The following is a 24,624-nucleotide window of genomic DNA, read 5'->3' as shown; positions in this document are numbered from 1 at the left end:
ACCGCACCATCACCCCTGGTCGGCCACGGTCAGTCCTGCCCGCTCCCGTCATCGTCCTCGTCCAGCTCTGGCGCCTCCGGGTCTCGCAGCGGACGCAAGGCGCCAGCGGCCGGAGTCGACGGCGTGAAGGTGTAGCGGCCGAGAAGGTTGAGGTTGCGGTGCTTGAGCGGGGACAGCCGGGCGATGTCCTCGTCCCGGATCTCGTGGCCCTCGGCGCGGAGCTGTTGGACGGCGGCGTCGATGTACTTCGTCGTCCACAGCACGATGGCGTTGAGGACCAGGCCGAGCGCGCCGAGCTGGTCCTCCATCCCGTCGCGGTACGCCTGGTGGATGGTGCCGCGCTTGCCATGGCACACGTCCCTCGCCAGCTTGTGGCGGGACTCCTGCACGGTGAGCTGCCGGTTCATCTGCCGCCGGTAAGTGTCGTCCACCGGGTCGACCACCCGCAGCAGATGCTCGGTCTTCGCGATCCGCCCGTACTCCGCGAACGCCGACCCAAGCGGCGTCGGGCGCCCGTCGCGGCCGAACATCCGCAGCAGGTCGTAGGCGCGAACCTGGTTGGTGACCAGGGAACCGGCGACCTTCAGCATGTCCGGCCAGTGCGTGATCACCTTGTTCAGGTTCACGCGGTTGCGGGCCAGATCCTCCACCGCACCGTACGTGCCGGTCTCGACGCCGGGCATCGTGGCCCGCCAGAACCGCTGGTCGTCCAGGTCGCGGAACCGCGGGCTGAAGTTGTAGCCGAGGATCTTGAACAGACCGAACACCATGTCGGAGTACGAGGCGTTGTCGGTCGCCACCATCTCCGGCTTCACCCCGCCGTCCAGATTCAGCAGCGCGTCCAGGGTGTGCAGGGAATCGCGCGGGGTGCCGGGCACGACCATCTGCCCGATGCCCGCGACCTGGTCGTTGACCGCGTTGAGCCAGGTGATCCCCCGCTTGAACCCGAAGTACTTCGGCGACGGCGCGGCGCTGATGGTGCGCACCGGCACCTGGAAGCGCAGCCCGTCCACCGAGGCCAGCAACCCGTCGCCCCAGTAGCGCACGATCGAGATGCCGGCCTGGGCGGCGATCAGCCGTGCGTTCGCCGCGGCGATGGTGTCGGCGCGCAGGTAGTACTGGTCGACGTGCACGAGCCGGGCCCGGGTCAGCGCCTCGTATCCGGGGTTGACCACCGGGGCCAGGCCGATGTTGCACGCCTCGGAGACCAGCAGCGCGACCACCGAGGTGGGCAGGTCCTTCATCCGGGTCGTGCCGTCGCCGAGGTGGACGAAGGCGTCGAGGAACCCTGTCCAGGCGTTCACCTCGAACAGCAGGTCCGGCAGGTCGATCTTCGGGAGCATCTTCTCGACCCGCCGGCGCAGCCAGGTCAGGGACTTCGGCTCGCCGAGCGCGCCGAGCTTGTCGACGTTCAGCTTCACCCGCCCGTCGCCGGCCACCTCGATGGAGACCTTCGCCGCCGGCCCCGCCTCCTCCAGACGTGTCGCGAGCTGCTTCCACCCGGCGTCCAGGCCCCGCACCAGCTCCGCCAGATGCTCCTCCACGGGCATGTCCAGGCTCAGGGCCGCCAGGACATCCTCCTCGACCGCCTCCCAGTCGGGCCCGTCCAGCAGGCGGGCCCGCGGGTTGGACCAGCGGTGCGACGGTGCGGCGAAGACGTCGCGGTTGTTCAGGGCCCGATGCAGCTGCTCCAGCACGCACACCACGTACGCGTCCCGGTCCACCGCGCCCTGCGGCAGATCGGGGTTGGCATACACCGCCTTGCGCCACGCCAGCGGCACCAGCTTGTCGTCCACCTCACGCGGCAGCAGTGGCTTGACCCCCACCTTCCGCCGCGCCAGCGCCGGAAGACCCCGCACCCCCGCCAGGACCCGCTTCCCCGCGCTCGCCGCGTCCAGCGCCTTCGACTCGCCCAGCAACGCGAGGAACGGGCGCACCGTCGCGTAACGGTTCGCGAGCGCGGCCCGCATCGCGACCTCGGCCGAGTTCTCATCCTCGGGCACCAGGGTCACCACAGTGGCCGCCGCGCTCATCACGGCGGCGCGCGGCGCGACCTCCTCCACCGCCGCCCACAGCGCGGCCACGTCCAAGTCCGCCTCCTGCTCCTCGACCAGCTCCAGCTCCTGAAGCAGCACCTTCGCCGCCCGCGCGAGCACCCGTGACGCCTTCTCCAGCTGCGGCAGCGTCGACAGCCGCTCCTTCTCCGTCTTCCGCTTCGCCGTGTTCAGCAGCCGGGTGGCCATCAGGACCTGGAACAAGTCCAGGGCCTCATCGATCGCCTTCGCCTCCAGGTGCCGCATCACCGCGGTCAGCATCGCCGTGCGCTTGGGCTCCGTCGCCCGCTCCAGCAGCGCCGCCTTCGACCCCAGTGCGTACCGGGCCAGCGCCGCCATCCGGTTCGGCGGGATCTGCGACAGCCTCAACCTGCCGAGCCGGTACGCGCCGATCTCGTCCACCCGCTCCAGCGCGCGGGCGAACGCCGTGCCCGTCGTCCGCGTCGGCGGCCGGCGCAGCCGCTCCAGCTCCGAGAACCGGGAACCCTCCGGCGTCTTCAGCGTCGCCACCAGATCCCCGGGCAGCGCCGGGTCCGCGCGGCGGGCCGCGCCCGCGACCGTGGCGTGCAGCCGCTTGTCCGCGACCTTCCGTACCTCCGACACCTGCCGGGCCAGTACCGAGACGCCTGGCAGCAGTACGCGATTGCGGCGCAGCCAGCCCACCGCGTGGTCGAACAGCGCCTTCGGACCCTCGGCGTGCGTCCAGGCCCGGCCGTGGAGGAAGGTACGGAACCGCCGGGACCACTCCGCATCGTCGTACTCGTGGTACTCGTAGGCGTCCCGGATCTCCCACGCGTGCTCGTACGCCGTCTTCGGCCGCTCGGTGTACCGCTTCACCACCGACGCGTCCTCGATGCCAAGCTGCACGGCCAGGTGCTCGACCACCCGCCACGGCGCGTCCAGCGGGTCGTCCGGGAGGAACCGGCCGATATAGCGCACCGTGCACATCTGGAGGGCGAAGCCGAGCTGGTGATGCGCGGAGCGTCGCCGGGCGATCAGATCGCGGTCGACGTCGTCCAGGAAGAAGAACCGCTCCAACTCGGGGCGGGTCGGCTCCTCGGCGAACTTCCCGTACGCCTCGGCCTGCTCATCAGTCAGAAACTCCACCGGCACGAACGGACCGTAGCCAGCCCCGGCACCCGCCCGGCGATCTTTCCACGAACCCCAGCGGAGCCCGCAGCCGGTGTGCTATCCGACCATGATCAATCTCAGCGCCAACCGCTGTACCGATGTTCCCCGAGGCCGATCACCGACCACCAGATGAGCGAGGCGATCGAGGACAGCCGCGCCGGGAAGCGTCGCGTACATGCGTGTGTGTCAATCTGCCCGGGGCGGTCGCCTCGTCGGCTGGGTGTGCTGATCGGCCGGTTCAGCGGGCCCGGTCGTAAACCATGGCGATCTCGCCCAGCTCGCCCGTCTCCTGGTGGGTGAGCTTCCACTTCGAAGCCGGCAGGCCGTCATCGAACAGCCGCTGCCCGTCTCCCGCGATCTCGGGGAAGATCATGAGGTAAAGCCGGTCGAGCAGATCTGCCGCGAGGAGCGGCTTGATGACACTCGGGCAGCTGTTGACGAGGATGTCTCCCTCGCCGGTGGCCTTGAGTTCGGCAACGATGTCGGTGGCTGGGGCGTTCACCACGCGGGTGCGTTCCCACGGCGCTTCGGTCAGGGTGGTCGAGAAGACCACCTTGTCCGTGTCCACCAGCCATTTCGCGTATCCGCGATCACGCGGATCGGCGTTCTCGTCTGCGGCAACCGACGGCCAGTACCCCAGGAATCCCTCGGCGTTGACCCGGCCGAGCAGCGCCGTCGTCGCGCCCTCCCAGATGCGGGTGAGCTGGCTCCGCGCGACCTCGGAGGTCACGTACGGCGCGAACATGCTGAAATCGGTGGGCCCGCCAGGACCGTGGTAACGCCCGTCGAGGGAGAGGGACAGGTTCGCGGTCACCCTGCGGCCGGTCGAGTCAGTCATTTCGTGCTCCTCGCGTCGGTGGTGTCGGTGTCGTGCGGGTCTGCGGCGAAGGTCGCCGCGAGCTTGTCGAGGCTCTGGCCGAAGCCGATCTCGATGCCTGCGATGAAGTCGGCGGAGTCGACCGTGCTGTCGGTGATCCGCCAGTGGACGTCGAGGTCCGTGCCGGTATCGGTGGGGCGCAGCCCCAGGTCGACGTGGGCGGTGAAGGCGAGGCTGCCGTCGGGGAGTACCGGCGAGGTCCGGTAGATGAGGCGCTCCGCGGGCCGTACGTCCTCGACGGTGCCCTCCGTACGCCCGGCGACCACGTCAGAGCCGTCGGTGTCCTCGGCATCGCGGTACTCGTGGACGATCCGGCCACCCGGTCGTGCCTCGAAGACGAGCTCGGAGACGCGGAGATCGTCGGGCGTCCACCACTGGGAGAGCAGGGCGGGATCGGTCAGGTGCCGCCAGACCAGCTCGGGGCGGCCGGCGAGCGGTCGGCGAAACGTGAACGAGCGGCCGTCGGCCCACCCGGGCTGCTCCGCGGTGGCTCGCTCCGCGTTGAGGCTCGCCCCGTAGCGGTCGTAAGTCGCGTGTGGGCCGCCAGCCTGGGTTGCGGTGTCGGCGAGCCCGCTTAGCGTGGCCGCGAGGCCCCGCAGGGGAGCGGGCCGGAGCGCGTAGATGCGGCGCTGGCCGGTGCGCTGGGAGGTGACGACGCCAGCACGTTCGAGCGTCTGCAGGTGTTTGGTCGTCTGCGGCTGGCGTGCCCCGGCGAGCTGGGCGAGGACGCCGACCGGGCGGGGACGCTCGGCCAGCAGACTCACGAGCCGCCAGCGGGCCGGGTCGGCCAGTGCGGTGAGAAGTGCGTCCATGAGTACGAGTATTCCTGGTGACGAATATTCGCGTCAAGGAATGATTCTTGGATCGCGGCTGGACCGAGAACGGTGCACCAGCCGACCCGCGAGGCCGCTCAGTCACTGCCGAACGGCGCCTCCAGTCGTGAGGATCGGCAGACCTGCAGACCATCCGCAGCGCCCCTTCCCTCTGGGGTGACTAGCTGTTGCTGGCCATGAGGTTGGTGCCGCTGCTTGTCGGTGTTGACCTTCGAGTTGGTTGAAGCTCGATGATGGCGCGGTGCCAAATGATGAGCTGATACCGATCGGAACCTTCGCCCGGCGCAGTGGTCTGACCTCCAGCGCGTTGCGGTTCTATGCCGACTCCGGGCTGCTGCAGCCTGCCGAGGTCGACCCGGTCTCGGGCTACCGCTACTACAGCACTGACCAGGTGGCCCGGGCGACCGCGCTGCGTCAGCTTCGCGAGCTCGCCATGCCCCTGGCCGCTGTCGAGGCGGTACTCGGTTCCGGGGTCGACGAGGCTTCCCGGCTGCTCGATGAGCATGTCGCCACGGTGGTGGGGAATGCGGCGACCGTGCAGCAGAAGGCTGCTGTCATCAAGTCCGCGCTCGGCAACGCGTCAGGTCTTCCGATCGTGATCGTGAAGGGCCCCGTGCTGGCGGATGCGGTCGAGCAGGTCCTGACCGCTGCCGCGTATGAGCCCGGGATGCTGGCACTCACCGGTCTGCGCATCGAGGCAGGTCCTGAGGCGGTCACCCTGACCGCGACGGACCGATACCGGCTCTCCACCCGCACCCTGGCGCCGGCCGAACCATCGAGCCAGACGTGGGCCGGCACGATCCATGGTGACGAACTGCGGGCCGCGGTCGCGGCGAGCCGCCGCAGCCCGCTGGTACGACTGGAAGCGGTCTCGAACGGGATCTGGTTGCGCGTGGCCGACCGGGCGGACCGGCACTGCCGGTTGCTGCCCGAGGAGTTTCCCGACTATCGGCTGATGCTCGCGTCACTGGGCGAGGTCACGACCCGCGCGACCGTCTCGAAGGATCTGTTCCTGCGAGCCCTGGAAGAACACTCCGGCGAGCGCATCGGGCTGCACGTCACCGACCACGGGGTGAACGTCATGTCAGCAGACGACGGGCATCCCGACATCCCACTCCCGGCCACCGCGACGGGCCAGGCCCTCCGGATCTGGTTCGAGCTGACCACGCTCTACCCCGCCGTGAGCACGGCGATCGGCCCGGACGTACTGCTCGACCTACGGGGACACAACCAACCCGTGACGATCCGCTCCGCCGACCGCGGCGATCTCACCACCCTGGCCATGCCCGTCAAGTCCGACCACTCCGCCTGAGAAGACAACGAGGAACAGTCCATGACCACCACCCCCGCCAGCCCCGACCCGACCATGGAAGCGATAGGCCACGCCGTCGCCGAGGGCCGAGCCGGTAACAGCGCCGCCGCCCGCCAGAAACTGCTGAACCTGTGGTCTGCGATCGGTGTCACCGGTGACCCGCTACACCGCTGCTCGCTTGCCCACTACCTGGCAGATCTCCACGAAGACGCCGCCCAGGCCCTCGCCTGGGACATCCGGGCACTGGACGCTGCCGACGCCGTGACCGAGCAGCGCGTCCAGGAGCACCACGCCGGCCTCCACATCGCCGGCTTCTACCCCTCCCTGCACCTCAACCTCGCCGACAACTACCGCCGACTCGGCTCCTTCGAAGCCGCCACCGAGCACATCAACGCGGCCAAGACGCACGCCCCCAGCCTTCCCCAGGACCCCTACGGTGACCTTCTTCGCGGCGCCATCCAAGAGGTCGCCGAGGCCATCGCCGGGCGGGACCGGTCACGGCGAGCCTCCGCGCCCGGTTCCGCCGCGTGACGCACAAGAATGCACCCCTCACCGTGGAGGGGCGGCGTCGCCTCGTCGAGCGATGCCGTACGCGGCCCATCGCCCACGTTGCAGCCGAGATGGGGATCTCCCGGGCATGTGCGTCGAAGTGGGTCAACCGATACCGGCGACACGGCGAACTCGGGCTTGAGGACCGCTCCTCCGCACCTCACCACGAGCCCGCCGCGACACCGTCGGAGACCCTCAGCCGCACAGAAGAACTGCGCCGCACCCACAAGTGGTCCGCGGCCAGGATCGCCTTCGAGCTGTCCCGGGCCGGCACGCCGATCGGCCGGAGGACTGTGAGCAGGCACCTGGCCGAGATCGGCCTCAACCGACGCCGATTCATCGACCCCGACGGTGAGGCCAACCGACAACCGCGGAAGATCCACGCCCGACGGCCCGGCCACATGATCCACATTGATGTGAAGAAGGTAGGCCGCATCCCCGACGGCGGAGGCTGGCGCGCGCACGGACGCGGCAGCGAACAGGCGAAAGCCGTGGACCGGCGGAAGAAGAAGACCGGGCGCGGTGGCTACGTCTACCTGCACTCGGCCGTCGACGGGTACAGCCGGCTCGCCTACAGCGAAGCGCTGCCCGACGAGAAGGCCACCACCGCGATCGCCTTTCTCCATCGCGCCCGGGCCTGGCTCGCAGCACATGGGATCACCCGCATCGACCGCATCGTGACAGACAACGGAGCCTGCTACCGCGCCGAGAGCTTCTCCCGAGCTCTCCTTGGCGCCAGACACCAACGCATCGCCCCCTGCACCCCACGGCACAACGGCAAGGTCGAGCGATACAACCGCATCCTGGCCGAGGAGTTCCTCTACGCCCGGACGTGGACATCGGAGGCCCAACGCGCCCAACTCCTGGGCCGCTGGAATGTCCACTACAACTACCACCGGCCCCACACCGCGATCGGAAGCCAACCTCCGGCAGCACAACTACCAGGCAGCGGCGTCACCAACGTCATGACCTCCTACAACTAGCGGCGATGAAGCAAGACGTTTCATAGGTGGTCGCTCGTGAAACACGGCGTCGCCCGGCGGCCCACCTGCGGCGATCATGTTTCATGAGTTGTTGCAAACGACTGGACATCTGAAACACCCTCATGAAACAGTCCAGGGCTGTGAGCGACGACTTCAAGCGCGCGGAATCGCACGACTGCCCGATGTCCACCTGCGCCGCCCCCGCGGGCTCCCCGTGCCGGACCGGCAAGGGCAGGGTGGCGATCCAGTACCACACTGCCCGCTTCCGCCTCGTGCCCCAACTCGCCAAGGCCCTGAGCGTGCCGACTCCCGCCGTACGCAAGCCGGGCTCGGCGTGGACCGAGCTGCCCCGGCCCGTACGCGCCGGCGCCGAACCGGTCGGACATGTCCGCCTCGGATACGCCCGCGCCTCGACCGCCCGGCAGTCCCTCGACGCACAACTCGACTCCCTCGCCGAGGCCGGGGTCACCCGAGTCTTCTCGGAGAAGATCTCCACCCGCGCGATCAAACGCCCCGAGCTGGAAGCCGCCGTGACGCTCGCCGGGGAGATCCGCTCTTCCGGCGTCGCCGTCACCCTCGTCGTCCACGAACACAAACGACTCGGCCGCGGCATCGAACTCGCCATGCTCGCCGAGGAACTGAAGGCCAGCGACGTCGGCCTGGAGTTCCTCACCGGAGAACTCAAGGGCTCGCACGACCCGTCCGGCATCGTGTTCACCGTGCTCGCGGCCATGTCCGGCATGGAACGCGAGTACATCCGCGACCGCACCCTCGAAGGCCACGAGGCCGCCCGCAAGCGCGGCAAGACCATCGGCGGCGCCGGGGTCACCGACGACGACATGCTGTCCATGGCCCTCCACCTGCGCGACCAGAAGATGAGCCTGCGCGACATCGCCAAGCGCCTCGTCATCACCGCCGGCGCGAAGAAGGGCCAGCACCCCTCGCCCGCCACCGTCATGAGGATGCTGCGGGAACACGACGAACAGGACGCCACAGCGGCGAGCGCATGATCATCCGGCTAGTTTGCGGCTGGTGTCTGAGCTAGGACTCCAGGGCCAATACCGCAGCTTTGGAATACGTACCCGGTACCAGCTAACGACCAGGCCGCCGGGCTCGGCGGGAAGGTCGTGGCCGGGACCCCGCGCGCCTCCCTGTACGTGCTGGACGTCCTCTACGACCGCGACGGCGGCAAGCGCCCGGAGATGATCGTCACCGACACCGCGAGCTACAGCGACATCGTCTTCGGCCTGCTCACCCTGGCCGGGTTCGCCTACGCCCCGCAGCTCGCCGACCTGCCCGACCAGAAGATGTGGCGCATTGACTGCACGGCCGACTACGGCGCCTTCCAGGGCGCCGCTCGCGGCAGGATCGACCTCGCCCGGATCGAGCGGCACTGGGAAGACATCCTGCGGATCATCGGCTCCATCCACACCGGAGCCGTCCGCGCCTACGACGTCATCCGGATGCTCTCCCGGGACGGCCGGCCCACCCCGCTCGGCGACGCGATCGCGCACTATGGGCGGATCGCGAAGACCCTGCACATCCTGCGCCTGGCCGACGAACCCGGCTACCGGCGGCAGATCAAGGTGCAGGCCAACCTCCAGGAAGGCCGCCACGCCCTCGCGCGGAAGATCTTCCACGGCCGGGCCGGGCAGCTCTACCAGCGCTACCAGGACGGCATGGAGGACCAGATCGGCGCGCTCGGCCTGGTCCTCAACGCCCTCGTGCTGTTCAACACCCGTTACATGGACGCAGCGGTGAACCAGCTCCGCGCCGACGGCTTCGAGGTCCGCGACGAGGACGTCGCCCGCCTCTCCCCGTTCGTCCGCCACCACATCAACGTGTTGGGCCGGTACTCCTTCCAGCTCCCCGACCTGCCCGGCGGGCTGAGGCCCCTGCGCGACAAGCACGCCACCGACGACGAGTGACTACGCGTCCTCGCCGTACTCGGCGACGTAGGCCGCGTAGTTCTCCGCGAGGACGGCCCGGCCCGCTTCCATGGTGAGGTGTGCGAGCGACCCGGCGGGCCAGCTCTGCGACGACGCCGGGCGCCGACTCGACCAGCAACTTCCCGTCCCGCGCCACGAGAACTTCGGGGCCTGGCCGATGCCGGTGCTGTGCACCTTGGTGGCCAGGAAGGCCGCGTGGCGGTACGGGGGGTCCGGGTTCTCGGTCAGCAGCAGGTAGACCCGCTCGGTGTCACCGCCGTAGCCGACCAGCCCCGGTGCACGGCTTGATCGGCCCGTCCGTGTCGGCTCCGGGGGAGGACCGATACGACCCAACCGCTTGTCGCCGCAGGGGGCGCTCTCCCAGTGGGGGGATCGGGACATGTCGCTTGCGCGGGGACTTGTGGCCGGTCGCGAGTGCTCGTCGTCATCGGCCCGGGACGGGGAGGTCGCCCTCGACGTACTGGGCGCGGCCGTCGGCGAAGGACCAGTCCTCGGGGCCGTTCTCGAAGTAGCTGACGAACAGGTCCTTGCCGTCGACACCGGCGGCCGCCAGACGCTCGGCGAGCGTCTTGTACACCCGCTGCTTGTCGGCTGTGCTGCGGCCGCGCTGAGTGAAGATGTGGACGATAACCGTGTCCGCCGGGGTGCGCTCGAAGCCGAGGCCGGCGTCGAGGGCGATGATCTCGTCGGGGTCGTGCTGGGTGACGATCTGGAAGCGGTCGCGCTCGGGGATTTTCAGGACGTCGATGAGCGAGTGCTGGACGGCGTCGGCGATGGCCCGGATGTTGTCGGGGCTGCGGCCGCGGATCAGGTCGATGCGGACGAGGGGCATGGCGAACTTCCTTCGGTGGGTGGGGGTGGTCAGGGCTTGAGGGGGAGCCAGGTGCCGTGGTCGGCGACGCGCAGGACGGAGGTGAGGCCCGCGTCGTCGAAGGCGTGCTTGATGGCGTCGCGGCCTTCGGTGAAGTGGGCCCAACCGTCGTAGTGGACGGGGAGGTTGACGGAGGCGCCGAGGATCGCGGCGGCAGAGGCGGCTCGGACGGAGTCGAGGCTGACGGGGCGTTCGCGGAACTTGCCCGGGATGCGGGCGGCGCCGGCGTGCAGGACGGTCGCGTCGATGCGCCCGATGCGGCGGGTGATCTCGGCCACGGTGCGGATGGAGGCGTTGTCGCCGCTGATGTAGACGGTGGGCAGTCCGTCGCCGGCGAGGACGAAGCCGATGGCCTGGCAGTTGACCTCGCCTTCCGCGTCGCGTTCGCCGTCCTCGGGGCCGTGCATGGCGGGCACGGCGGTGATGGTCAGGTCGCCGCCGTCGGGGCGGGTGAGGGTGTGGGTGTCCCAGGCGGCCAGGCCGGTGGCGGGGGCGCCGAGCCGTTCGGCTCCGCTGGTGGTGGTGAGGAGGAGCGGGGCGGCGAGGGCGAAGGCGCGGCCGGAGTCGTCGAGGTTGTCGGCGTGGTTGTCGTGGCTGACCAGCACCACGTCGGTGTCGGCGAGTTGGGCGTCGGTGACGGCCGGGCCGATCGTCTTGGTGAGGTAGCCGTGCGGTCCGGGCGCGTCGAATGTCGGGTCGGAGACGATACGCAGCCCGCCGAGGTCGAGGACGGTCGTGGGGCCGCCGACCACCAGTGCCGAGCCGTCGTGGCGGGGAAGATGCGGGGAGGACGGCGCCATGCTGCTGGAACTCCTTGGCCGAGAGTAAGGACGGGGCGGAAGGGCGGGGTCCCGGTGATCCGGGCCGCCCCATCCCTCGCAGTCGACCGTAGGGACGAAACAGGTGCAAGCGGAAATGCCGCTCCGGGTGAAGCTATGCCTGACCCGCATCCGTGCAGGTCACGGCCGCTTCGAGGGCCGCGTCCAGGAAGCGGCGCAGCAGCGCTGAGCCGGTACCCGTCTCCGGGCGGTAGGCGAGGCGGAGCGGGCTGGGCGGTGCGCCGGTCAGCGGCACGAAGCGCAGCACGGGGTGGTGGACGCGGCGTTCGGCGGTGTTGGGGGCGATGCCGAGGCCGCGTCCTGCGGCCACCGATTCGAGCCACTCGTCGAAGTTCGCGGTCTCCACGTACCGGCGCGGGCCGTTCCCGTCCGGCCAGCACCAGGGGCCGGTGGTGCCGCTGGCGGTGTTGACGACCAGGGTCCACTCGGGGGCGTCCTGCCAGCGCAGAGCGGCATCCACATGCTCCCGCCCGCCGTCCTCGGTCTCCTCGCGGGCGTGTACGGCGACGCGCTGCTCGTCGTACAGGTGCACGGTCTGCACGGCGGATCCGACCGGCCTGCCGCCGCGCACCAGGGCCACGTCGACGTTCTGGCGGTCAAGGGCGTCCAGCGGGTCGTCGCAGCGCACCAGCTCGACCTGCGCCCCGGTCGCGCGCTCGAAGCCGGCGATGGCGCGCTGCGCCCAGGGATCGGGCAGCAGCCAGCTGAAACCGAGCCGGACGGTCGACGCACCCCGGGCCGCGGCCAGCGCCCCCTCGAACGCGGCCAGGGTCCGCTCCACATGGACGAGGAACTCGGCGCCCGTTTCGGTGAGGGCGACGCCCCGAGACGACCGATCGAGCAGACGCACCCCAAGGTGCATCTCCAGCTGAGCGACGGTGCGGCTCAGGGCCGGCTGCGTGATCAGCAGTTCCTCGGCCGCCTGGGTGAACGAGCGGCGTCGGGCCACCGCGGCGAACGCCCGCAGGTGCCGCAGCTCGACGCCGGACGCACTCGCGGGCGTCGGCGCGGTCATCGTCGCCTCGAACTATGCCTGGGTGACATGGATGCAGCGTAACCGGCATTTCCGCCCGCCGCGCCCGCGGCCTAGCGTCGATCACGTAGCCCCCTATCCGAGGAAGGAACTCCTTCCCGAGGGAGACCGCCGAAAGAAAGTGACCATGAAGCAGGTGCTTGCGCCCTCCGCCCACCCCCGCACCGGTCCGCAGGACACATCCCCGTGGCCGACCGTGCTGCGCGGCGCGGCCACCCTGGCCGCCGCGATGGGCGTGGGCCGGTTCGCGTACACGCCGATCATGCCGCTGATGCATGCCCAGGCGGGCATGTCGGACAGCCTGGGGGCCTCGCTGGCCACCGCCAACTACGTCGGCTACCTGGCGGGCGCCCTGCTCGGCATCGCAGCCCCCGCACTGCTGCGCTCGAGGGTCGCCCTGCGTGCGGGGCTGATGGTTCTGGCGGCGTCCCTCGCCCTGATGCCGCTGGCTCGTGAGGGCGGCGTCTGGTGGGGGATCCGGCTGGTGGCAGGCGCGGCCAGCGCGCTCGTCTTCATGATCGCTACGGTTGCCATGCTGGCCGGGCTCGCCGCACACGCCGAGCACATGACCGGGTGGGCCTTCGGCGGGGTCGGCGCGGGCATCGCCCTGTCTGGACTGACTGTGGTGGCCGTCCAACAGGCCGGCTCCTGGCAGACGGCCTGGTTCGCCTGCGCCGTACTCACCGTGCTGCTGACCGCCGTCGCCTGGAAGCTGGTACCGCGCGGCGCGACCACAAAGGCCCCCGCCACCCCAGCCCGGGCCGAACGGCCGCGCACCCGGCGCTGGTTCACCGCCCTGCTGGCCAGCTACCTCCTGGAGGGCATCGGCTACATCATCGCCGGAACCTTCCTGGTCGCCGCCCTCCAGCAGGGTGCGCCCGGCTGGATCGGCAGCGGCGCCTGGATCGTCGTCGGCCTGGCCGCGCTGCCCTCGTGCGCCCTGTGGATGCGGCTCGCCCGGCGCATGTCCCGCCCTGCCCTGCTGACGATCTCCCTGTCGCTGCAGGCCATCGGCATCGCCCTGCCCGCCCTGTCCGGCGGCAGCGTCCCGGCGCTGGCCGCCGCCGTCCTGTTCGGCGCCACCTTCATGGGCGTGAGCAGCATGTCCCTGGCCATCGGTACCCACCTGCGCATCCCGCGCGCCATCGCCCTGCTCACCACCGGCTACAGCCTCGGCCAGATCCTCGGCCCCCTGCTCGCCGCACCGCTCCTGCGCCACGGCTACCACGATGCACTCCTGCTCGGCGCCGCCCTGGTGCTCGGCGCCGCCCTGGCCGCGGCCGCCTGCTGCATCCGCTTCCCCCACCACCACGCCCCCGCCCCCTGAACCAGGAGCGTCACGCCATGCCCGGTGACCTGTCCCTCCTCGACACCGACCTGCCCGTGTGGGCCGCCCCGATGGCCGGCGGCCCCAGCACCCCCGCCCTCGTGACGGCCGCGGCCCGCGCCGGAGGGCTCGGCTTCCTGGCCGGCGGCTACAAGACCCCCGCCGACCTCGCCGCCCAAATCGCCCAAGTCCGGGCCAACGGCGCGGTGTTCGGCGTGAATCTCTTCGCCCCCAACCCCGTCCCCGTCGCCCCGGACGCCTACCGCGCTTACGCCCACGCGCTCCAGCCGGAAGCCGACCGCTGCGGTCTCACCCTCCCCACCGAGACCGTGACCGAGGACGACGACGCCTGGGCCGACAAGCTCGACCTGCTCTTCAACTCCCCCGTACCGCTGGTGTCCTTCACCTTCGGGCTACCCCGACCGGACACCGTCCGGGCGCTCCAGGACGCGGGCAGTCTCGTAGCGCAATGCGTCACCACGCCCAGTGAGGCACTGGTCGCCGCGGAGAGCGGCGCGGACCTGCTGATCGTCCAGGCCTCGGCTGCTGGCGGACACTCCGCCACCCTCACGCCCGACCGACCTCTTGCCTCCGTCGACTTGCCCGACCTGGTGAGCGACGTACGGCACACCGTCCCGCTGCCCGTGATCGCCACGGGCGGCATCGCCACCCCGGCCGACGTCGCGGCTGCCCTGCGCGCCGGAGCATGCGCCGCCATGGTCGGCACCGTCCTCCTGCGCACCCATGAGAGCGGCGCCTCTGCACCCCACAAGAGCGCCTTGGTCGACCCAGCGTTCACCGAGACGGTCCTGACCCATGCCTTCACCGGCCGCCCGGCCCGCGCCCTGCGTAACCGCTTCACCGACACCTACCAACCGCTCGCCCCGCTCGGCTACCCCGCCCTCCACCACCTCAGCGGCCCGCTGCGCAGGGCCGCCACTAGCGCGGGCGACACCGACCTCATCCATCTGTGGGCCGGTACCGGCTACCGGCAGGCCCACGAAGAATCCGCAGCCCAGGCCCTCACGCGCCTCGCCGATCGGACATGACCCTCGGTGCCCGCCTCACGCTCCGCTATTCCCACAAACGTTTGACGACAGTGGGCAGATGTAATCCGGCCGACTGGGACCATCGGGACGCTACGCGGGCCCCGGGGGCAGGTGGACGGTCATGATCAGGTGGCAGGTCTCGGCGCCTGAACCGCGGTAGGCGTGGGTGGCGTCGGCGTCGAAGGTGGCGGTCTGTCCGGCGGCGACGGGGTACTCGGCGCCGTCGACGACGAGCACCATCTCGCCCCTGGTGACGCTGACGGTCTCGGTCACGTCGGCCTGGTGGGGGTGACTGGGGTACTCCTCGCCGGGTTCCAGTGTCCAGCGCCAGACCTCGGTGGCCGCCGGGCCGCCGGTGGTCAGCATGAGCCGGGCCTCGCTGCCGCGCTCGCCCTTCCACAGGGGCATGACGGTGTCGGCGCTCACCACCCGCACACGCTGTTCGGGGCTGCCTTCCATCAGGGCGGAGACGGAGATACCGAGGGTGTCGGCGAGGCGGACCAGGGTGGCGAAGTTGGGGTTGCCCTGGGCCTTCTCCAGGGCGACGAGGGCGCCCTTGCTGACCTTGGCGCGGCGGCCGAGTTCGTCCAGGGACAGTCCGGCGCGGGTGCGGGCTGCGCGGACGTTGTGCGCGAGCGTCCGCAGTGCCGCCTCGGTCTCGGCCATCGGTTTCATCCCTCCAGGCAGCAGGTCGGCGTGGTGCACCACGCGGTCGTTCGGTTGGCGACCTGCGGTCGGTTCGTTGTACGGTGTGGTCGTTCCATTGATAGTAAGGGATGTACCTACCGTGATCGCTCTCCTGCTGGCCCTGGGTAGCTCCCTGGCCTACGGGTGCGCCGACTTCCTCGGCGGCCTGGGCGCCCGCAAGGCCCACGTCCTGCGGACCGTGATGATCGCCGCCCCGGCCTCGCTCACCGTCGAACTGCTGCTGTGGCCCTTCCTCGGCGCCTCCTTCGCTCCCGCCACCCTCGCCTGGGGCGCCGCCTCCGGCGTTGCGTCGGCCGCCGCGTTCGCCCTGCTGTACAAGACCCTGGCGATCGGCCCGATGAACGTGCTGTCCCCGATCACCGCGCTGGTCTCGGCGATGCTGCCGGTCGGTGTCGGGCTGGTGCAGGGCGAGCACCTGGGCCTGGCCGGGCTGATCGGCCTGCCGCTGGCACTGGCGGCGGTGGTCCTGGTCAGCGCCGGGCACGGCGCGAAGTCGGCACGCCCCTCGCGTACCGCGCTGCTGCTGGCCTTCGGCGCTGGTGCCGCCATCGCCTTGCAGCTGGTCTTCCTGCACCAGGCGCCCTCCGACAGCGGCGTCGGCCCGCTGATCGTCGGCCGTGCCGTCTCCTCCGCCGTCACCCTGGCCGCCGCCGGCGTGATGTTCCGGCGCCTGGGCCCGGAGAAGCCCGCGTACGCGATCTCGGCCACGGCCGGCGTGCTGGACTCGGTGGCCAACCTGCTGTTCCTGCTCGCCGCCCGCAGCGGCGACCTGGCCGTCATCGCCGTGATCACCGCCCTGTACCCGGCCGGGACCGTCCTGCTCGCCCGCAGTGTCCTGGCCGAGCGCATCCACCGCGGGCAGCTGATCGGCCTGGGCACCGCCGCCGTCGCCGTCAGCCTCCTCGCACTCACCTGAACCACCCTGTACGGAAGGAGCCCGGCATGTTCATCCAGCCCTGGGACGCCGCCCTGGACGACGCCGAATGGCAGACCTGGATCGCGGACGGCCACGACTTCGGCATCCTCAGCGTCAACGGCCTGCCCGGCCAGGCCCCGGTCGTCGTGCCCACCCACTTCACCGTCAATGGCACAGCCCTGCTGATCCATCTCGCCCGCCCCAACCCCGTCTGGAAGACGATCGAGGCCGACCCGAACGTCACCTTCACCGTCACCAGCGACTACGCCTTCATCCCCGGCCCCTGGCGCGCCAAGTCCGGCACCGAGCCCACCGACGGTGTCCCCACCAGCTACTACGCCGCCGTCCAGTTCACCTGCCAGGCCACGGTCGTCGACGAACCCGAGGCCAAGGCCGAGCTGCTGCGCCGCCAGATGGCCCACTTCCAGCCCGACGGCGACCACGCCTCCATCGAGGTCGACCAGCCTCCCTACGGGCGGATGTTGCCCGGCATCCGCGGCCTGCGCCTTCACGTCGCGGAGGTCCGCGCCAAGTTCAAGTACGACGACCACAAGCCCGTCGAGCAGCGCACCGACACCGCCCGCCGGCTCACCGAACGCGGTACCGCGCTGGACGCGCCCACCGCTGCCCAGCAGCTGCGCCGCCTGGACCGCGTCGGTACCTGGAAGCCCTGACCCCTGCCGCCCCAGCCCGCTCCCGGAACGGAACCGCTCTCACGATGACCGCCTTCCGCATCAGCCCCGCCGTCGCCGACGCCTTCCCTGACACCCTGATCGCCGTCGTCACCGCCACCGGCCTGCACGGCCGCCGGCCCTGGCCCCGCACAGCCGCCGCCGTGGAGATCCTGGAGCAGGACCTCGCCGCCGGCGCCTGGACCCCCGCCGACGAGAGCGACCCACGCATCGAGGCGTGGCACACCGCCTACCGCTCCTTCGGCACCAACCCCCGCCGCGTCCGGCCCAGCGTCGACGCCCTCGGCCGCCGCCTGGCGAAGAAGGGAACGCTGCCCCGGATCAGCCCGGCCGTCGACTCCTACAACGCCGTCTCCGTCCGCCACGGCCTGCCCGCCGGCGCCTTCGACCTCGACCACGTCACCGGCGACGTTGAGATCCGCTACGCCGAGGGCACCGAGACGTTCACCCCGCTCGGCGAACCCGACATGATCGAGAACCCCAAGACCGGGGAGATCATCTACACCGACACCACCGACGTGCTGACCCGGCACTGGAACCACCGCGACGCCCACCGCACCCGCGTCACCGAGGACTCCACCCACGTCGCCTTCGTCCTCGAAGCCTGAACGCCACCCGCGACGGCCACCTCCTGACCACCGCCGCCGACGAACTGCAGGACCTCCTCGCCGAACACTCCACCCGGAGCACCATCCACTACCTCAGCCCCGCGCACCCGCAGGCCACCCTCTGACACCCCCCTGGCATCCCAGTGGCAGCGCAGGCTGAACAGCACCCCGTAGGGCCGTAGGGCACACCACTGACACGCGGTCAGCGGCGCGCGTCGCCGGGCGCGAGCAGGCTGGTCAGCTCCGAGATCGCCTCGGGCGACGGCTTGAAGTACCGGCGGACATTCTCCGGCTTCTTGTGCCGGGACTTCGCCATGAGCATGAGCAGGGAGGCGCCTTGCTCGCCGAGGTGGGTGAGGGCGGAGTGGCGGTACTCGTGCAGGTCCCAGCCGGTTCCCGGCCCGCGTACGGCGGTGTGCTCATCGAGAAGGGCGCGGGCCTGGCCGTAGGAGAGGCGGGCCAGACCGGTCTCCGGGCACACGTCGCGCGGGCTGACGACCTTCCCCGGACCGGGGCGGCGGTGGGTGGCGAACACCGGGCCGCGGGTGCGGCCGCGTAGCAGCCGGGGCAGGAGCCGGGCGGTGCCGGCGTCCCAGTAAACGGTCTCCAGCACGAAGTCCTCGCGCGCCTGCCCTCGGCGCCGGGCCTTGCCGCGGGCGCCCTTGGCCTTGACCGGGCAGCGGCGGGCGGAGAGGTCCAGGTCCTCAATGTTCACGCCGAGGATCTCCTCGGACCGCCCGGCGGTCTCGTAGAGCATCCGCCACAGCGTCTTCTCCCGCAGATGGACCTCGCGCCGGGCGATGAGCCGGTCCACGGCCATCTTCGAGCGGGCCGGGGTCTCGGAGTCCGGCACCGCCAGCCGCTTCGTCCAGGCCGGGACCGCCGGACCGTCATAGCCGTACTCCGCGCACCAGCCCAGCCAGGACAGCACCGCCGCCCGCCGGGCGTTCCAGGTGTTGACCGCCGCGGTGCCCCACAGCAGTTCTAGGGCCTCACCAACCTCGTCGTCCGCGACCGACCCAAGCGGGCGGGCCTCCCCGATCCGCTCAGCGGTCTTACCGACCCCGACCCCGTAGCTGCGGACGGTGTTCGGGTTGCGCAGCGAGTCGAGGAAGGCGTCGGCCGCCGCGCGGACGGTCAACGCCTTCCCGGCCGGCAGTTGCACGACGGTGGGCACCGCTTCCCCCTTGCCACGGATAACAGGGCCGCTTCACGTACGGCCTCGAGAGCGTCACCGCAGGTGACGAGCCAAGCTCCCGCAGATAATAGGGCGTTATCCGTGGAACAACTTCAGACCCGCCCCGTGACCGACACCTCGCCAACCGCCCATCAGGACCGACGAACGCTTAGCGCACGATCTGACACGGATGTTCCTCAGACCCCGATCCTGACCCACCCCGATACCCTGCCGGAGAGCGATCGCCTGAAGCTCAAAGCCGTCCTCGCCGGCTGCCCCGAACTGGATGCCCTCACCGGGCACGTCCGCGCGTTCGGGAGAATGCTCACCCAGCTCCAGGGCAACCAGCTCCCGCAATGGATCAAGGCGGTCCGCGCCGACGACCTGCCCAGCCTCCACACCTTCGTCAACGGCCTCGAACGCGATCTCGCCGCCGTCACCGCCGGCCTCACACTGCCGTGGAGCTCCGGCATCGTCGAAGGACACGTAAACCGGATCAAAATGATCAAACGCCAGATGTACGGCCGGGCTGGCTTCGGCCTCTTGCGGAAACGAGTCCTGCCGGCGTCATGACGGGCCAGTCATGAGTTCTGCTGGAGTCGCTCCGCAGCCTGAGCAGGGGTGTCGTAGTAGCCAGGCCGTGCCAGCAGGACCGAGCTGAAGTGGTAGCCCTGCTCTTCCTCGGGCTCATCGTCGGCCGCGAACGGACGCCAGAAGCTCAGCAGCAAGTCCGGGGCGATGAATGAAGCATCGTCGTCAGGGTCTTCCTCGATCGAGGTGAACTCGCCCATGCGCTGGACAACCTCGCGGGCCGGAAGCGCGAACACGTCCACACCCTGAAACAACACTCGGTCCGTCTGGGACGACGGCCTTCCCAACTCGATGGCTTCAAGCATGTCTCGCATGCAGTGGATGCTGATCATCAGCCTGCTGGGACGGAAGACGTGCTGCCCCGGCCGATCAGACTCCGAGATCGCGGAGAGATCGCGGAGCGAGTCCAGCGCCGTGTTGGCCGCGTGCCGAGTCATACCGATCCGCAACGGGCCAGCGCCGGACGGCGGGGCGAGGTCGAAGTCCATGTGGGCATGATCCCAAACAGGTCTGTCAACGAGTCACGAAGGGCCATCCAGGCCCGGTAGGTTACAGAGCGTGAGAGCTCCACAGAAGTTGGACCAGAACCGCTGGAAGTGAACGAAGCCACCTCTTCGCGAGCAACCGCAGCGCCCCCAGGTTCAACCCTGATCGTCGCCGTGCTTCTCGTTGACCGCACGAATCTTCGGGTCCTCGAACTCGCCGGGCTCAGCCAATACCATTCCGCCGCGGCGCGCCTCGGCGCCGGCGTCGCTCGCGCCGGCAGCAGGACCGCGACACCCAGCTGCTCCTGTTCGGGTTCGGCGCCGCCGCAGGACTCGCGCTGGTCTGGGCAGTCATCTCCTGGCTGCTGGTGAACTGGTGGGCACTGATCGTGCTGGGGGCTCTCGCAACCGTGGGCGGGACGGTGTGGACCCACCGGTATCGCCAGCAGCAGGCATGGGAACGGGTACGGCAACGGGCACTGCGCTACGGGCTCCCGCAACTGGACGCCCTGCACCACCGCGACTTCGAGTACGCCATCCGCGACCTGATGCTCCGCGACGGGTGCACCGACGCCCGGCAGATCGGCGGGGCCGGCGACAACGGCGCCGACGTCCTGGCCACCGACCCCTCGGGCGCACCTGGGTCATCCAGGCCAAGCACCGCAAGGAGGGCGACCGCGGCTCAGCCGTCGGCACCCCCGACCTCCAGCGCGTCAACGGCACCGCCCGCCAGCTGTACGGAGCCGACGTCGTCCTGGTCGTCACCAACGGCCGCTTCTCCACCCGATGCGCACCACTGGCCAAGCAGCTGCACATGCACCTCGCCGATCGACGCACCCTCGCGGCCTGGGCGAGCGGCGAGCGTCCCTTGTGGGAGCTCCTCCCGAAGATTCCACCGCCCCGCAAAGGCCGGTAGCCCGCGTACCGGTCGGCAAAGCGGTGGCGGTGGCTTCACGCTCTGACAAGACGCGTACCCACACGCCTCACTGCGTGAGTGCCGCGCGTGCCTTCTGCAGCTGTTCCACACTCACCGTGCCCGTGTCCGGAAGACCCGCGCTCCCCCACGCGCCCTGGGCCCGTGCCACGGCACCCGCGGCGTCGTCCAGGAGGACCTTCTTCGCCATGTTCACCGAGATCGCACCGTCGCCCAGGTCGACGAGGTGCGCGAGCATGCGTACGTTGTGCTGCCGATTGCCGGCCTTCTCCTCGTTGTACCGGTAGACCAGCACCCACCGGCCGACCAGAGAGCGGGCCCGCTCGATCAACTGGCGTCCACGGTCCGTCTCCTCCTGCTCGGTGCGAATGGTCTCCGCATCGCCCGACGGCGGACGCAGGGTGAGCAGGCCGCGGCGGCTTGTCTCCTCGATCTCGACCTTCTCCAGGAAGGCGACGAACGTCTTGGCGCTCTCCAGCCGGTCGACGTCCTGCGCGGCCTGCTTGGCAATCATGTGCAGGTCCACGGTGAGCGTTTGCACGCGGCGGCCCCACGCGGCTTCCTCACCGGGCGGGCAGGGGCCGGCGGCCTGAGCGGCGGCGATCACAAGGCTGTAGTCCACGCACCCATCATCGCGCGGAGCACCGACATCGTGGCCCCGTGCCAACAGCCCTCTCCTCGCGCGGTGAGGAGCGAGCGGCCCACGCATCGGCACGCGGCGGCGAAGGCAGGCGGCGTCCTCAAGTCGCCTGCACTTCTTAACCCCCTTCAGATGAAGTCGGGCGCAGGAAGCGCGAAATAGATCGTCAGACGCTGTCCCTGCACTGGTTTTACGTCGCTCAAGGTACCTCGTAGAGGCGTGTGCCTCGTTGTAAGGTAAGTGAGCACCGACAGTGCGCATCTAGGTCACACGGCTCTCGCTCCCTATCGTTCAACGAGAAGGGCCGCCGAGCGGCGGCCACGAGGGAGTTCAGATCATGTCCACCGCTGACCATAGTGACCAGCTCCATTCGCAGGCGGAGATCGCCTCGTTGGCTGGCGTCTCCCGGGCGACCATCACCGAGTGGCGCCGCGCCCCCGGCTTTCCGTCCTCGGAAGGCGGCGGCACCTCGAAGCTGTTCCGTCGCGCTGATGTCCTCGCCTGGCTCGACGAGCGCCCCATCCCCCGGCGCTTGCTGCAGGGCGATCCGGAGGGAACGACGTTCGGAGCCCGGGCACGCCGGTCCCATGTCCGAACCACACCGTCCGACGCGGACGCGCCCCGGCCGACCGCGTCGGAGGCCCGGCCCGATCCGCGCACCGCGGACCATGTGCGGGAGCTCATGGGGCAGCTCTGCGACCGGGTCCGAGGAGCCGGTTCCAGGGTCGACTACGTGAATCTGCTCGTGTCGCTGCACTTCCTGAGGCTGTCCGGCGGAACTCACTGGAACGACATCGTCCAGATGTCCGCGACGGGGAAGGGCTCGGACGGTTCCACCGCTCTCCTCAAGCACATCGCCGCGGCCGTCGACGAAGAGCTGAGGCTGCTGGGCATGCGCCCGGCGATGCACCAGGCGTTGGTGCGCCTCGAACCCCGCTCGTACGGAGATCTGCGGCACGTGGTGCACCTCGTGGGCGAGCTCGGGCCGGAGGCCTTCGAGCTCATGCTCGACGAGTACGAGTTGCTGGCCGGGCTGGACAGTGGCGAGTTCTTCACTCCGCGCGCCGTGGCACGCGTCATGGTCCGTATCGCTGACGAGAGCAGAGCGGCCGGCGTCCCGCTGGGGGTCTACGACCCGTACGCCCGGGGCGGAGAGCTTCTCGCTGCGGCGACCGCCTGGTGTGCACAGCAGGGCACGGCACCGCGCAGGATGCGAGTCCGCGGTCTCACCCACGGGCGGGACACGGCACCGCTGGCGACGATGAATCTCGCTCTCCTCGGCGCGCGGCCGAGCGTGCGGGTCTCCTCCGGCGCGCCGCCCTGGACCGCGTCCGGAGCGTTCTCCGCAGAGCGGTTCGACCTCGTACTGAGCAACCCCCCGTTCAAAATGAGCGACTCCACCGGAGAACCCCGCGCCGAGGGCAGCTGGCCGTACGGATCCCCTCCCCAGGGCAACGACAACCTCGCCTATGTGCAGCACGTGCTCAGCACGCTCAATGAGGGCGGCGCCGCTGCCGTGATCATGCCCAACAAGGCCGGCAACTCGGCGAACCGGTCGGAGAAGAGGATCCGGCAGGCCATGGTGGAGCGCGGCGTGGTGAAGGCCGTCATCGCCCTGCCGGACCGCTTGTTCTCCCACACATCGGTGCCCGTCTCGGTGTGGTTCCTGGTCCATCCGTCCCATGCCTGCGACGAGATCGCGTTCCTCGATGGACGAGAGGTGGGTACGCCGGTCCGAGGCAAGCGCGCCCTCCAGGACGAGGACGTACAGGCACTTCTCGACGCCTACCGGGGCTGCCTCCACCCGGGCGGCAACGAGCAGAACCCCGCTGTGCCGACCGCGGTCGTGACCAAGGAGTCCATCAGGGAGCGGGACTGGTCCCTCAGTCCCGTGGACCACATCGATACGCACAAGCCGTGCCGCAGCACTGCGGAGGCCGCCCATCAGGAGGCTCTGACCGTACTGGTGCTCCGTAAGCAGCAGGTGCGGGAGGCGGATGCCGCCGCGTCCTCGGCCCTGGAACAGGTCGAGCGGCAGAGGGCTCTGCTCGATGACGTCGAGTGGGAGCGTGTGACCCTGTCGGACCTGTGCACCATCCAGGCGGGCCCGTCGTACAGCCTGCTGAAGCAGCACATCACGACCGACGGTGGCGTGCGCCTCCTGTATCCCCAGAACGTGCGCGGAGGCCGCCTCGCAGAGATGGCCGATGACCGGCACGTGACGGAGACCCGGGCCCGGAGCCTGGACCGCTTCCTGCTCCGGACCGAGGACATCGTCTGCGTCCGGACCGGGGCCATGGGTCCCCCGGCCCTGGTCCGGGATGTAGGCGCCGGCTGGCTGATGAGCGCCAACGTGATCCGGCTCAGAATGGAGGACAAGCACCTGGCCCGTGTCCACCCCGGCTATCTCGCGGCCTACTTGGGGCGGCCCGATTCGGTTGCCTGGGTACGGGACCGTGCGACGGCGACCGGTGCACCGTCCATCAGCGCTGCGGCGCTGGGCAACCAGCCCGTGCTGCTTCCCCCGTACACCGAACAGCAGCGCGTCGTCGCGGTCCTCGACGCGCTCGATGCCCAGGCCACGGCCCACAGTCGCCTCGCCGCAGCGGCTGCTCACACCCGCGCAGCGCTGGCGGAACGTCTGATGACCTGGAACCTGCCTGCCGCCAGGCAGCCGAAAGGCGGCAGGCACTCATGACGGCCGACCGCACTCCCCCGCCCCAGCCCCCCTCCGCCGATGAAGAGGTCTCTGTGACTGCCCCGACCACACCGCCGCCCGTACCCGTCTCGCCCTCCCCCACCTGGGCACTGTGGCTCCTGGTGATGGTGCTCTTCTCGGTCGTCGTCGCCCTCGTGGTGGTGATGCTGAAACAGCACAGTGGCTCGGGACTCGCAGAGGCGGTCCTGTCGGGCGGCACGGCCTTCGGCTCGACGATGATCATCTGCCTGGGCGCCGTCGCAGCGGTCAGGGAGCTGCGACGGTCACGCTGACTGTCCTGACAGTACGTCGAGAACCATCCGGTGCGGGGCGGACAAGACTTGCTTTCATGCGCACCATGCGCGCCG

21 protein-coding genes and 4 pseudogenes are annotated in these 24,624 nt (G+C 70.1%); 14 read left to right on the top strand and 11 right to left on the bottom strand.

The window, feature by feature from the left end; genetic code table 11:
- Positions 1-29: 29 nt before the first annotated feature.
- The 3 genes from ACWCQM_RS28040 to ACWCQM_RS28030 form a co-directional block, all read right to left on the bottom strand.
- Positions 30-3,167 carry a Tn3 family transposase gene (locus ACWCQM_RS28040; protein ID WP_450917894.1) on the bottom strand — a complete coding sequence of 1,046 codons (3,138 nt, stop codon included), beginning with the start codon at positions 3,165-3,167 and terminating at the stop codon, positions 30-32.
- A 256-nt stretch (positions 3,168-3,423) separates the two neighbouring features.
- Positions 3,424-4,023, bottom strand: a complete 600-nt coding sequence (locus tag ACWCQM_RS28035; protein WP_450917893.1) for a dihydrofolate reductase family protein — start codon at positions 4,021-4,023, stop codon at positions 3,424-3,426.
- Positions 4,020-4,874, bottom strand: coding sequence for a metalloregulator ArsR/SmtB family transcription factor (locus ACWCQM_RS28030; protein WP_450917892.1), 855 nt, complete (start codon positions 4,872-4,874; stop codon positions 4,020-4,022). Before ACWCQM_RS28030 ends, ACWCQM_RS28035 begins: the two co-directional genes overlap by 4 nt.
- Positions 4,875-5,136: 262 nt before the next feature.
- Between ACWCQM_RS28030 and ACWCQM_RS28025 the strand changes: the two genes are divergently transcribed.
- From ACWCQM_RS28025 to ACWCQM_RS28005, 5 genes and pseudogenes are all read left to right on the top strand, one after another.
- Positions 5,137-6,207 carry a DNA polymerase III subunit beta family protein gene (locus ACWCQM_RS28025; RefSeq protein ID WP_450917891.1) on the top strand — a complete coding sequence of 357 codons (1,071 nt, stop codon included), beginning with the start codon at positions 5,137-5,139 and terminating at the stop codon, positions 6,205-6,207.
- Positions 6,208-6,228: 21 nt separating this feature from the next.
- Positions 6,229-6,738 carry a hypothetical protein gene (locus ACWCQM_RS28020; protein WP_450917890.1) on the top strand — a complete coding sequence of 170 codons (510 nt, stop codon included), beginning with the start codon at positions 6,229-6,231 and terminating at the stop codon, positions 6,736-6,738.
- On the top strand, positions 6,735-7,739 hold the full coding sequence (locus tag ACWCQM_RS28015; protein ID WP_450917889.1) for an IS481 family transposase: 1,005 nt from the start codon (positions 6,735-6,737) through the stop codon (positions 7,737-7,739). Before ACWCQM_RS28020 ends, ACWCQM_RS28015 begins: the two co-directional genes overlap by 4 nt.
- Before the next feature lie 140 nt (positions 7,740-7,879).
- Positions 7,880-8,749, top strand: coding sequence for a recombinase family protein (locus ACWCQM_RS28010; protein ID WP_450917888.1), 870 nt, complete (start codon positions 7,880-7,882; stop codon positions 8,747-8,749).
- Positions 8,750-8,833: 84 nt separating this feature from the next.
- Positions 8,834-9,667 (top strand): annotated as a pseudogene (locus tag ACWCQM_RS28005) (Tn3 family transposase); the annotation flags it as partial.
- Here the strand turns inward: ACWCQM_RS28005 and ACWCQM_RS28000 are convergent.
- The 4 genes from ACWCQM_RS28000 to ACWCQM_RS27985 all read right to left on the bottom strand — a co-directional run bounded on the left by ACWCQM_RS28000 (position 9,668) and on the right by ACWCQM_RS27985 (position 12,413).
- Positions 9,668-10,069, bottom strand: a complete 402-nt coding sequence (locus ACWCQM_RS28000; RefSeq protein ID WP_450917887.1) for a hypothetical protein — start codon at positions 10,067-10,069, stop codon at positions 9,668-9,670.
- 43 nt (positions 10,070-10,112) lie between these two features.
- Positions 10,113-10,520: a tautomerase family protein gene (locus ACWCQM_RS27995; protein ID WP_450917886.1), complete on the bottom strand. Its 408-nt coding sequence runs from the start codon at positions 10,518-10,520 to the stop codon at positions 10,113-10,115.
- 29 nt (positions 10,521-10,549) lie between these two features.
- Positions 10,550-11,359, bottom strand: a complete 810-nt coding sequence (locus ACWCQM_RS27990; RefSeq protein WP_450917885.1) for an MBL fold metallo-hydrolase — start codon at positions 11,357-11,359, stop codon at positions 10,550-10,552.
- Between the two features lie 133 nt (positions 11,360-11,492).
- Entirely contained in the window at positions 11,493-12,413 is a 921-nt protein-coding gene (locus ACWCQM_RS27985; protein ID WP_450917884.1) for a LysR family transcriptional regulator, read from the bottom strand.
- 145 nt (positions 12,414-12,558) lie between these two features.
- On the opposite strand from ACWCQM_RS27985, the gene ACWCQM_RS27980 reads away from it, so the two are divergent.
- Together ACWCQM_RS27980 and ACWCQM_RS27975 are read left to right on the top strand one after the other, a co-directional pair.
- Positions 12,559-13,758, top strand: coding sequence for a YbfB/YjiJ family MFS transporter (locus tag ACWCQM_RS27980; RefSeq protein ID WP_450917883.1), 1,200 nt, complete (start codon positions 12,559-12,561; stop codon positions 13,756-13,758).
- A gap of 17 nt (positions 13,759-13,775) precedes the next feature.
- A complete protein-coding gene (locus tag ACWCQM_RS27975) occupies positions 13,776-14,807 on the top strand; it encodes a nitronate monooxygenase (RefSeq protein ID WP_450917882.1) in 1,032 nt (343 codons plus the stop codon).
- 90 nt (positions 14,808-14,897) lie between these two features.
- Here ACWCQM_RS27975 and ACWCQM_RS27970 read toward each other — a convergent pair whose 3' ends face one another.
- On the bottom strand, positions 14,898-15,473 hold the full coding sequence (locus ACWCQM_RS27970) for a helix-turn-helix domain-containing protein (protein WP_450917881.1): 576 nt from the start codon (positions 15,471-15,473) through the stop codon (positions 14,898-14,900).
- Positions 15,474-15,594: 121 nt separating this feature from the next.
- Here ACWCQM_RS27970 and ACWCQM_RS27965 point away from each other — a divergent pair, with 121 nt between their 5' ends.
- From ACWCQM_RS27965 to ACWCQM_RS27955, 3 genes and pseudogenes are all read left to right on the top strand, one after another.
- Positions 15,595-16,431, top strand: a complete 837-nt coding sequence (locus tag ACWCQM_RS27965) for an EamA family transporter (RefSeq protein WP_450917880.1) — start codon at positions 15,595-15,597, stop codon at positions 16,429-16,431.
- A gap of 26 nt (positions 16,432-16,457) precedes the next feature.
- Entirely contained in the window at positions 16,458-17,105 is a 648-nt protein-coding gene (locus tag ACWCQM_RS27960) for an FMN-binding negative transcriptional regulator (RefSeq protein WP_450917879.1), read from the top strand.
- 44 nt (positions 17,106-17,149) lie between these two features.
- Positions 17,150-17,856, top strand: a pseudogene (locus ACWCQM_RS27955) (B3/B4 domain-containing protein).
- Positions 17,857-17,933: 77 nt separating this feature from the next.
- Here the strand turns inward: ACWCQM_RS27955 and ACWCQM_RS27950 are convergent.
- On the bottom strand, positions 17,934-18,908 hold the full coding sequence (locus ACWCQM_RS27950) for a tyrosine-type recombinase/integrase (RefSeq protein WP_450917878.1): 975 nt from the start codon (positions 18,906-18,908) through the stop codon (positions 17,934-17,936).
- 207 nt (positions 18,909-19,115) lie between these two features.
- Between ACWCQM_RS27950 and ACWCQM_RS27945 the strand changes: the two are divergent.
- Positions 19,116-19,481 (top strand): annotated as a pseudogene (locus tag ACWCQM_RS27945) (ISL3 family transposase); the annotation flags it as partial.
- Between the two features lie 8 nt (positions 19,482-19,489).
- Here the strand turns inward: ACWCQM_RS27945 and ACWCQM_RS27940 are convergent.
- The gene (locus ACWCQM_RS27940; RefSeq protein ID WP_450917877.1) at positions 19,490-19,987 is read right to left on the bottom strand and encodes a hypothetical protein; all 498 of its coding nucleotides are present in this window, start codon (positions 19,985-19,987) and stop codon (positions 19,490-19,492) included.
- A 227-nt stretch (positions 19,988-20,214) separates the two neighbouring features.
- Here ACWCQM_RS27940 and ACWCQM_RS27935 point away from each other — a divergent pair.
- Positions 20,215-20,900, top strand: a pseudogene (locus ACWCQM_RS27935) (restriction endonuclease).
- Between the two features lie 67 nt (positions 20,901-20,967).
- Here the strand turns inward: ACWCQM_RS27935 and ACWCQM_RS27930 are convergent.
- A complete protein-coding gene (locus ACWCQM_RS27930; protein ID WP_450917876.1) occupies positions 20,968-21,540 on the bottom strand; it encodes a hypothetical protein in 573 nt (190 codons plus the stop codon).
- A 355-nt stretch (positions 21,541-21,895) separates the two neighbouring features.
- On the opposite strand from ACWCQM_RS27930, the gene ACWCQM_RS27925 reads away from it, so the two are divergent.
- Positions 21,896-24,256 carry an N-6 DNA methylase gene (locus ACWCQM_RS27925; RefSeq protein ID WP_450917875.1) on the top strand — a complete coding sequence of 787 codons (2,361 nt, stop codon included), beginning with the start codon at positions 21,896-21,898 and terminating at the stop codon, positions 24,254-24,256.
- A 53-nt stretch (positions 24,257-24,309) separates the two neighbouring features.
- Positions 24,310-24,549 carry a hypothetical protein gene (locus ACWCQM_RS27920; RefSeq protein ID WP_450917874.1) on the top strand — a complete coding sequence of 80 codons (240 nt, stop codon included), beginning with the start codon at positions 24,310-24,312 and terminating at the stop codon, positions 24,547-24,549.
- Positions 24,550-24,624 lie beyond the last annotated feature (75 nt).

The organism is Streptomyces sp. NPDC002125, assembly GCF_053593715.1.
This window is presented reverse-complemented; position numbering and strand designations above follow the sequence as displayed.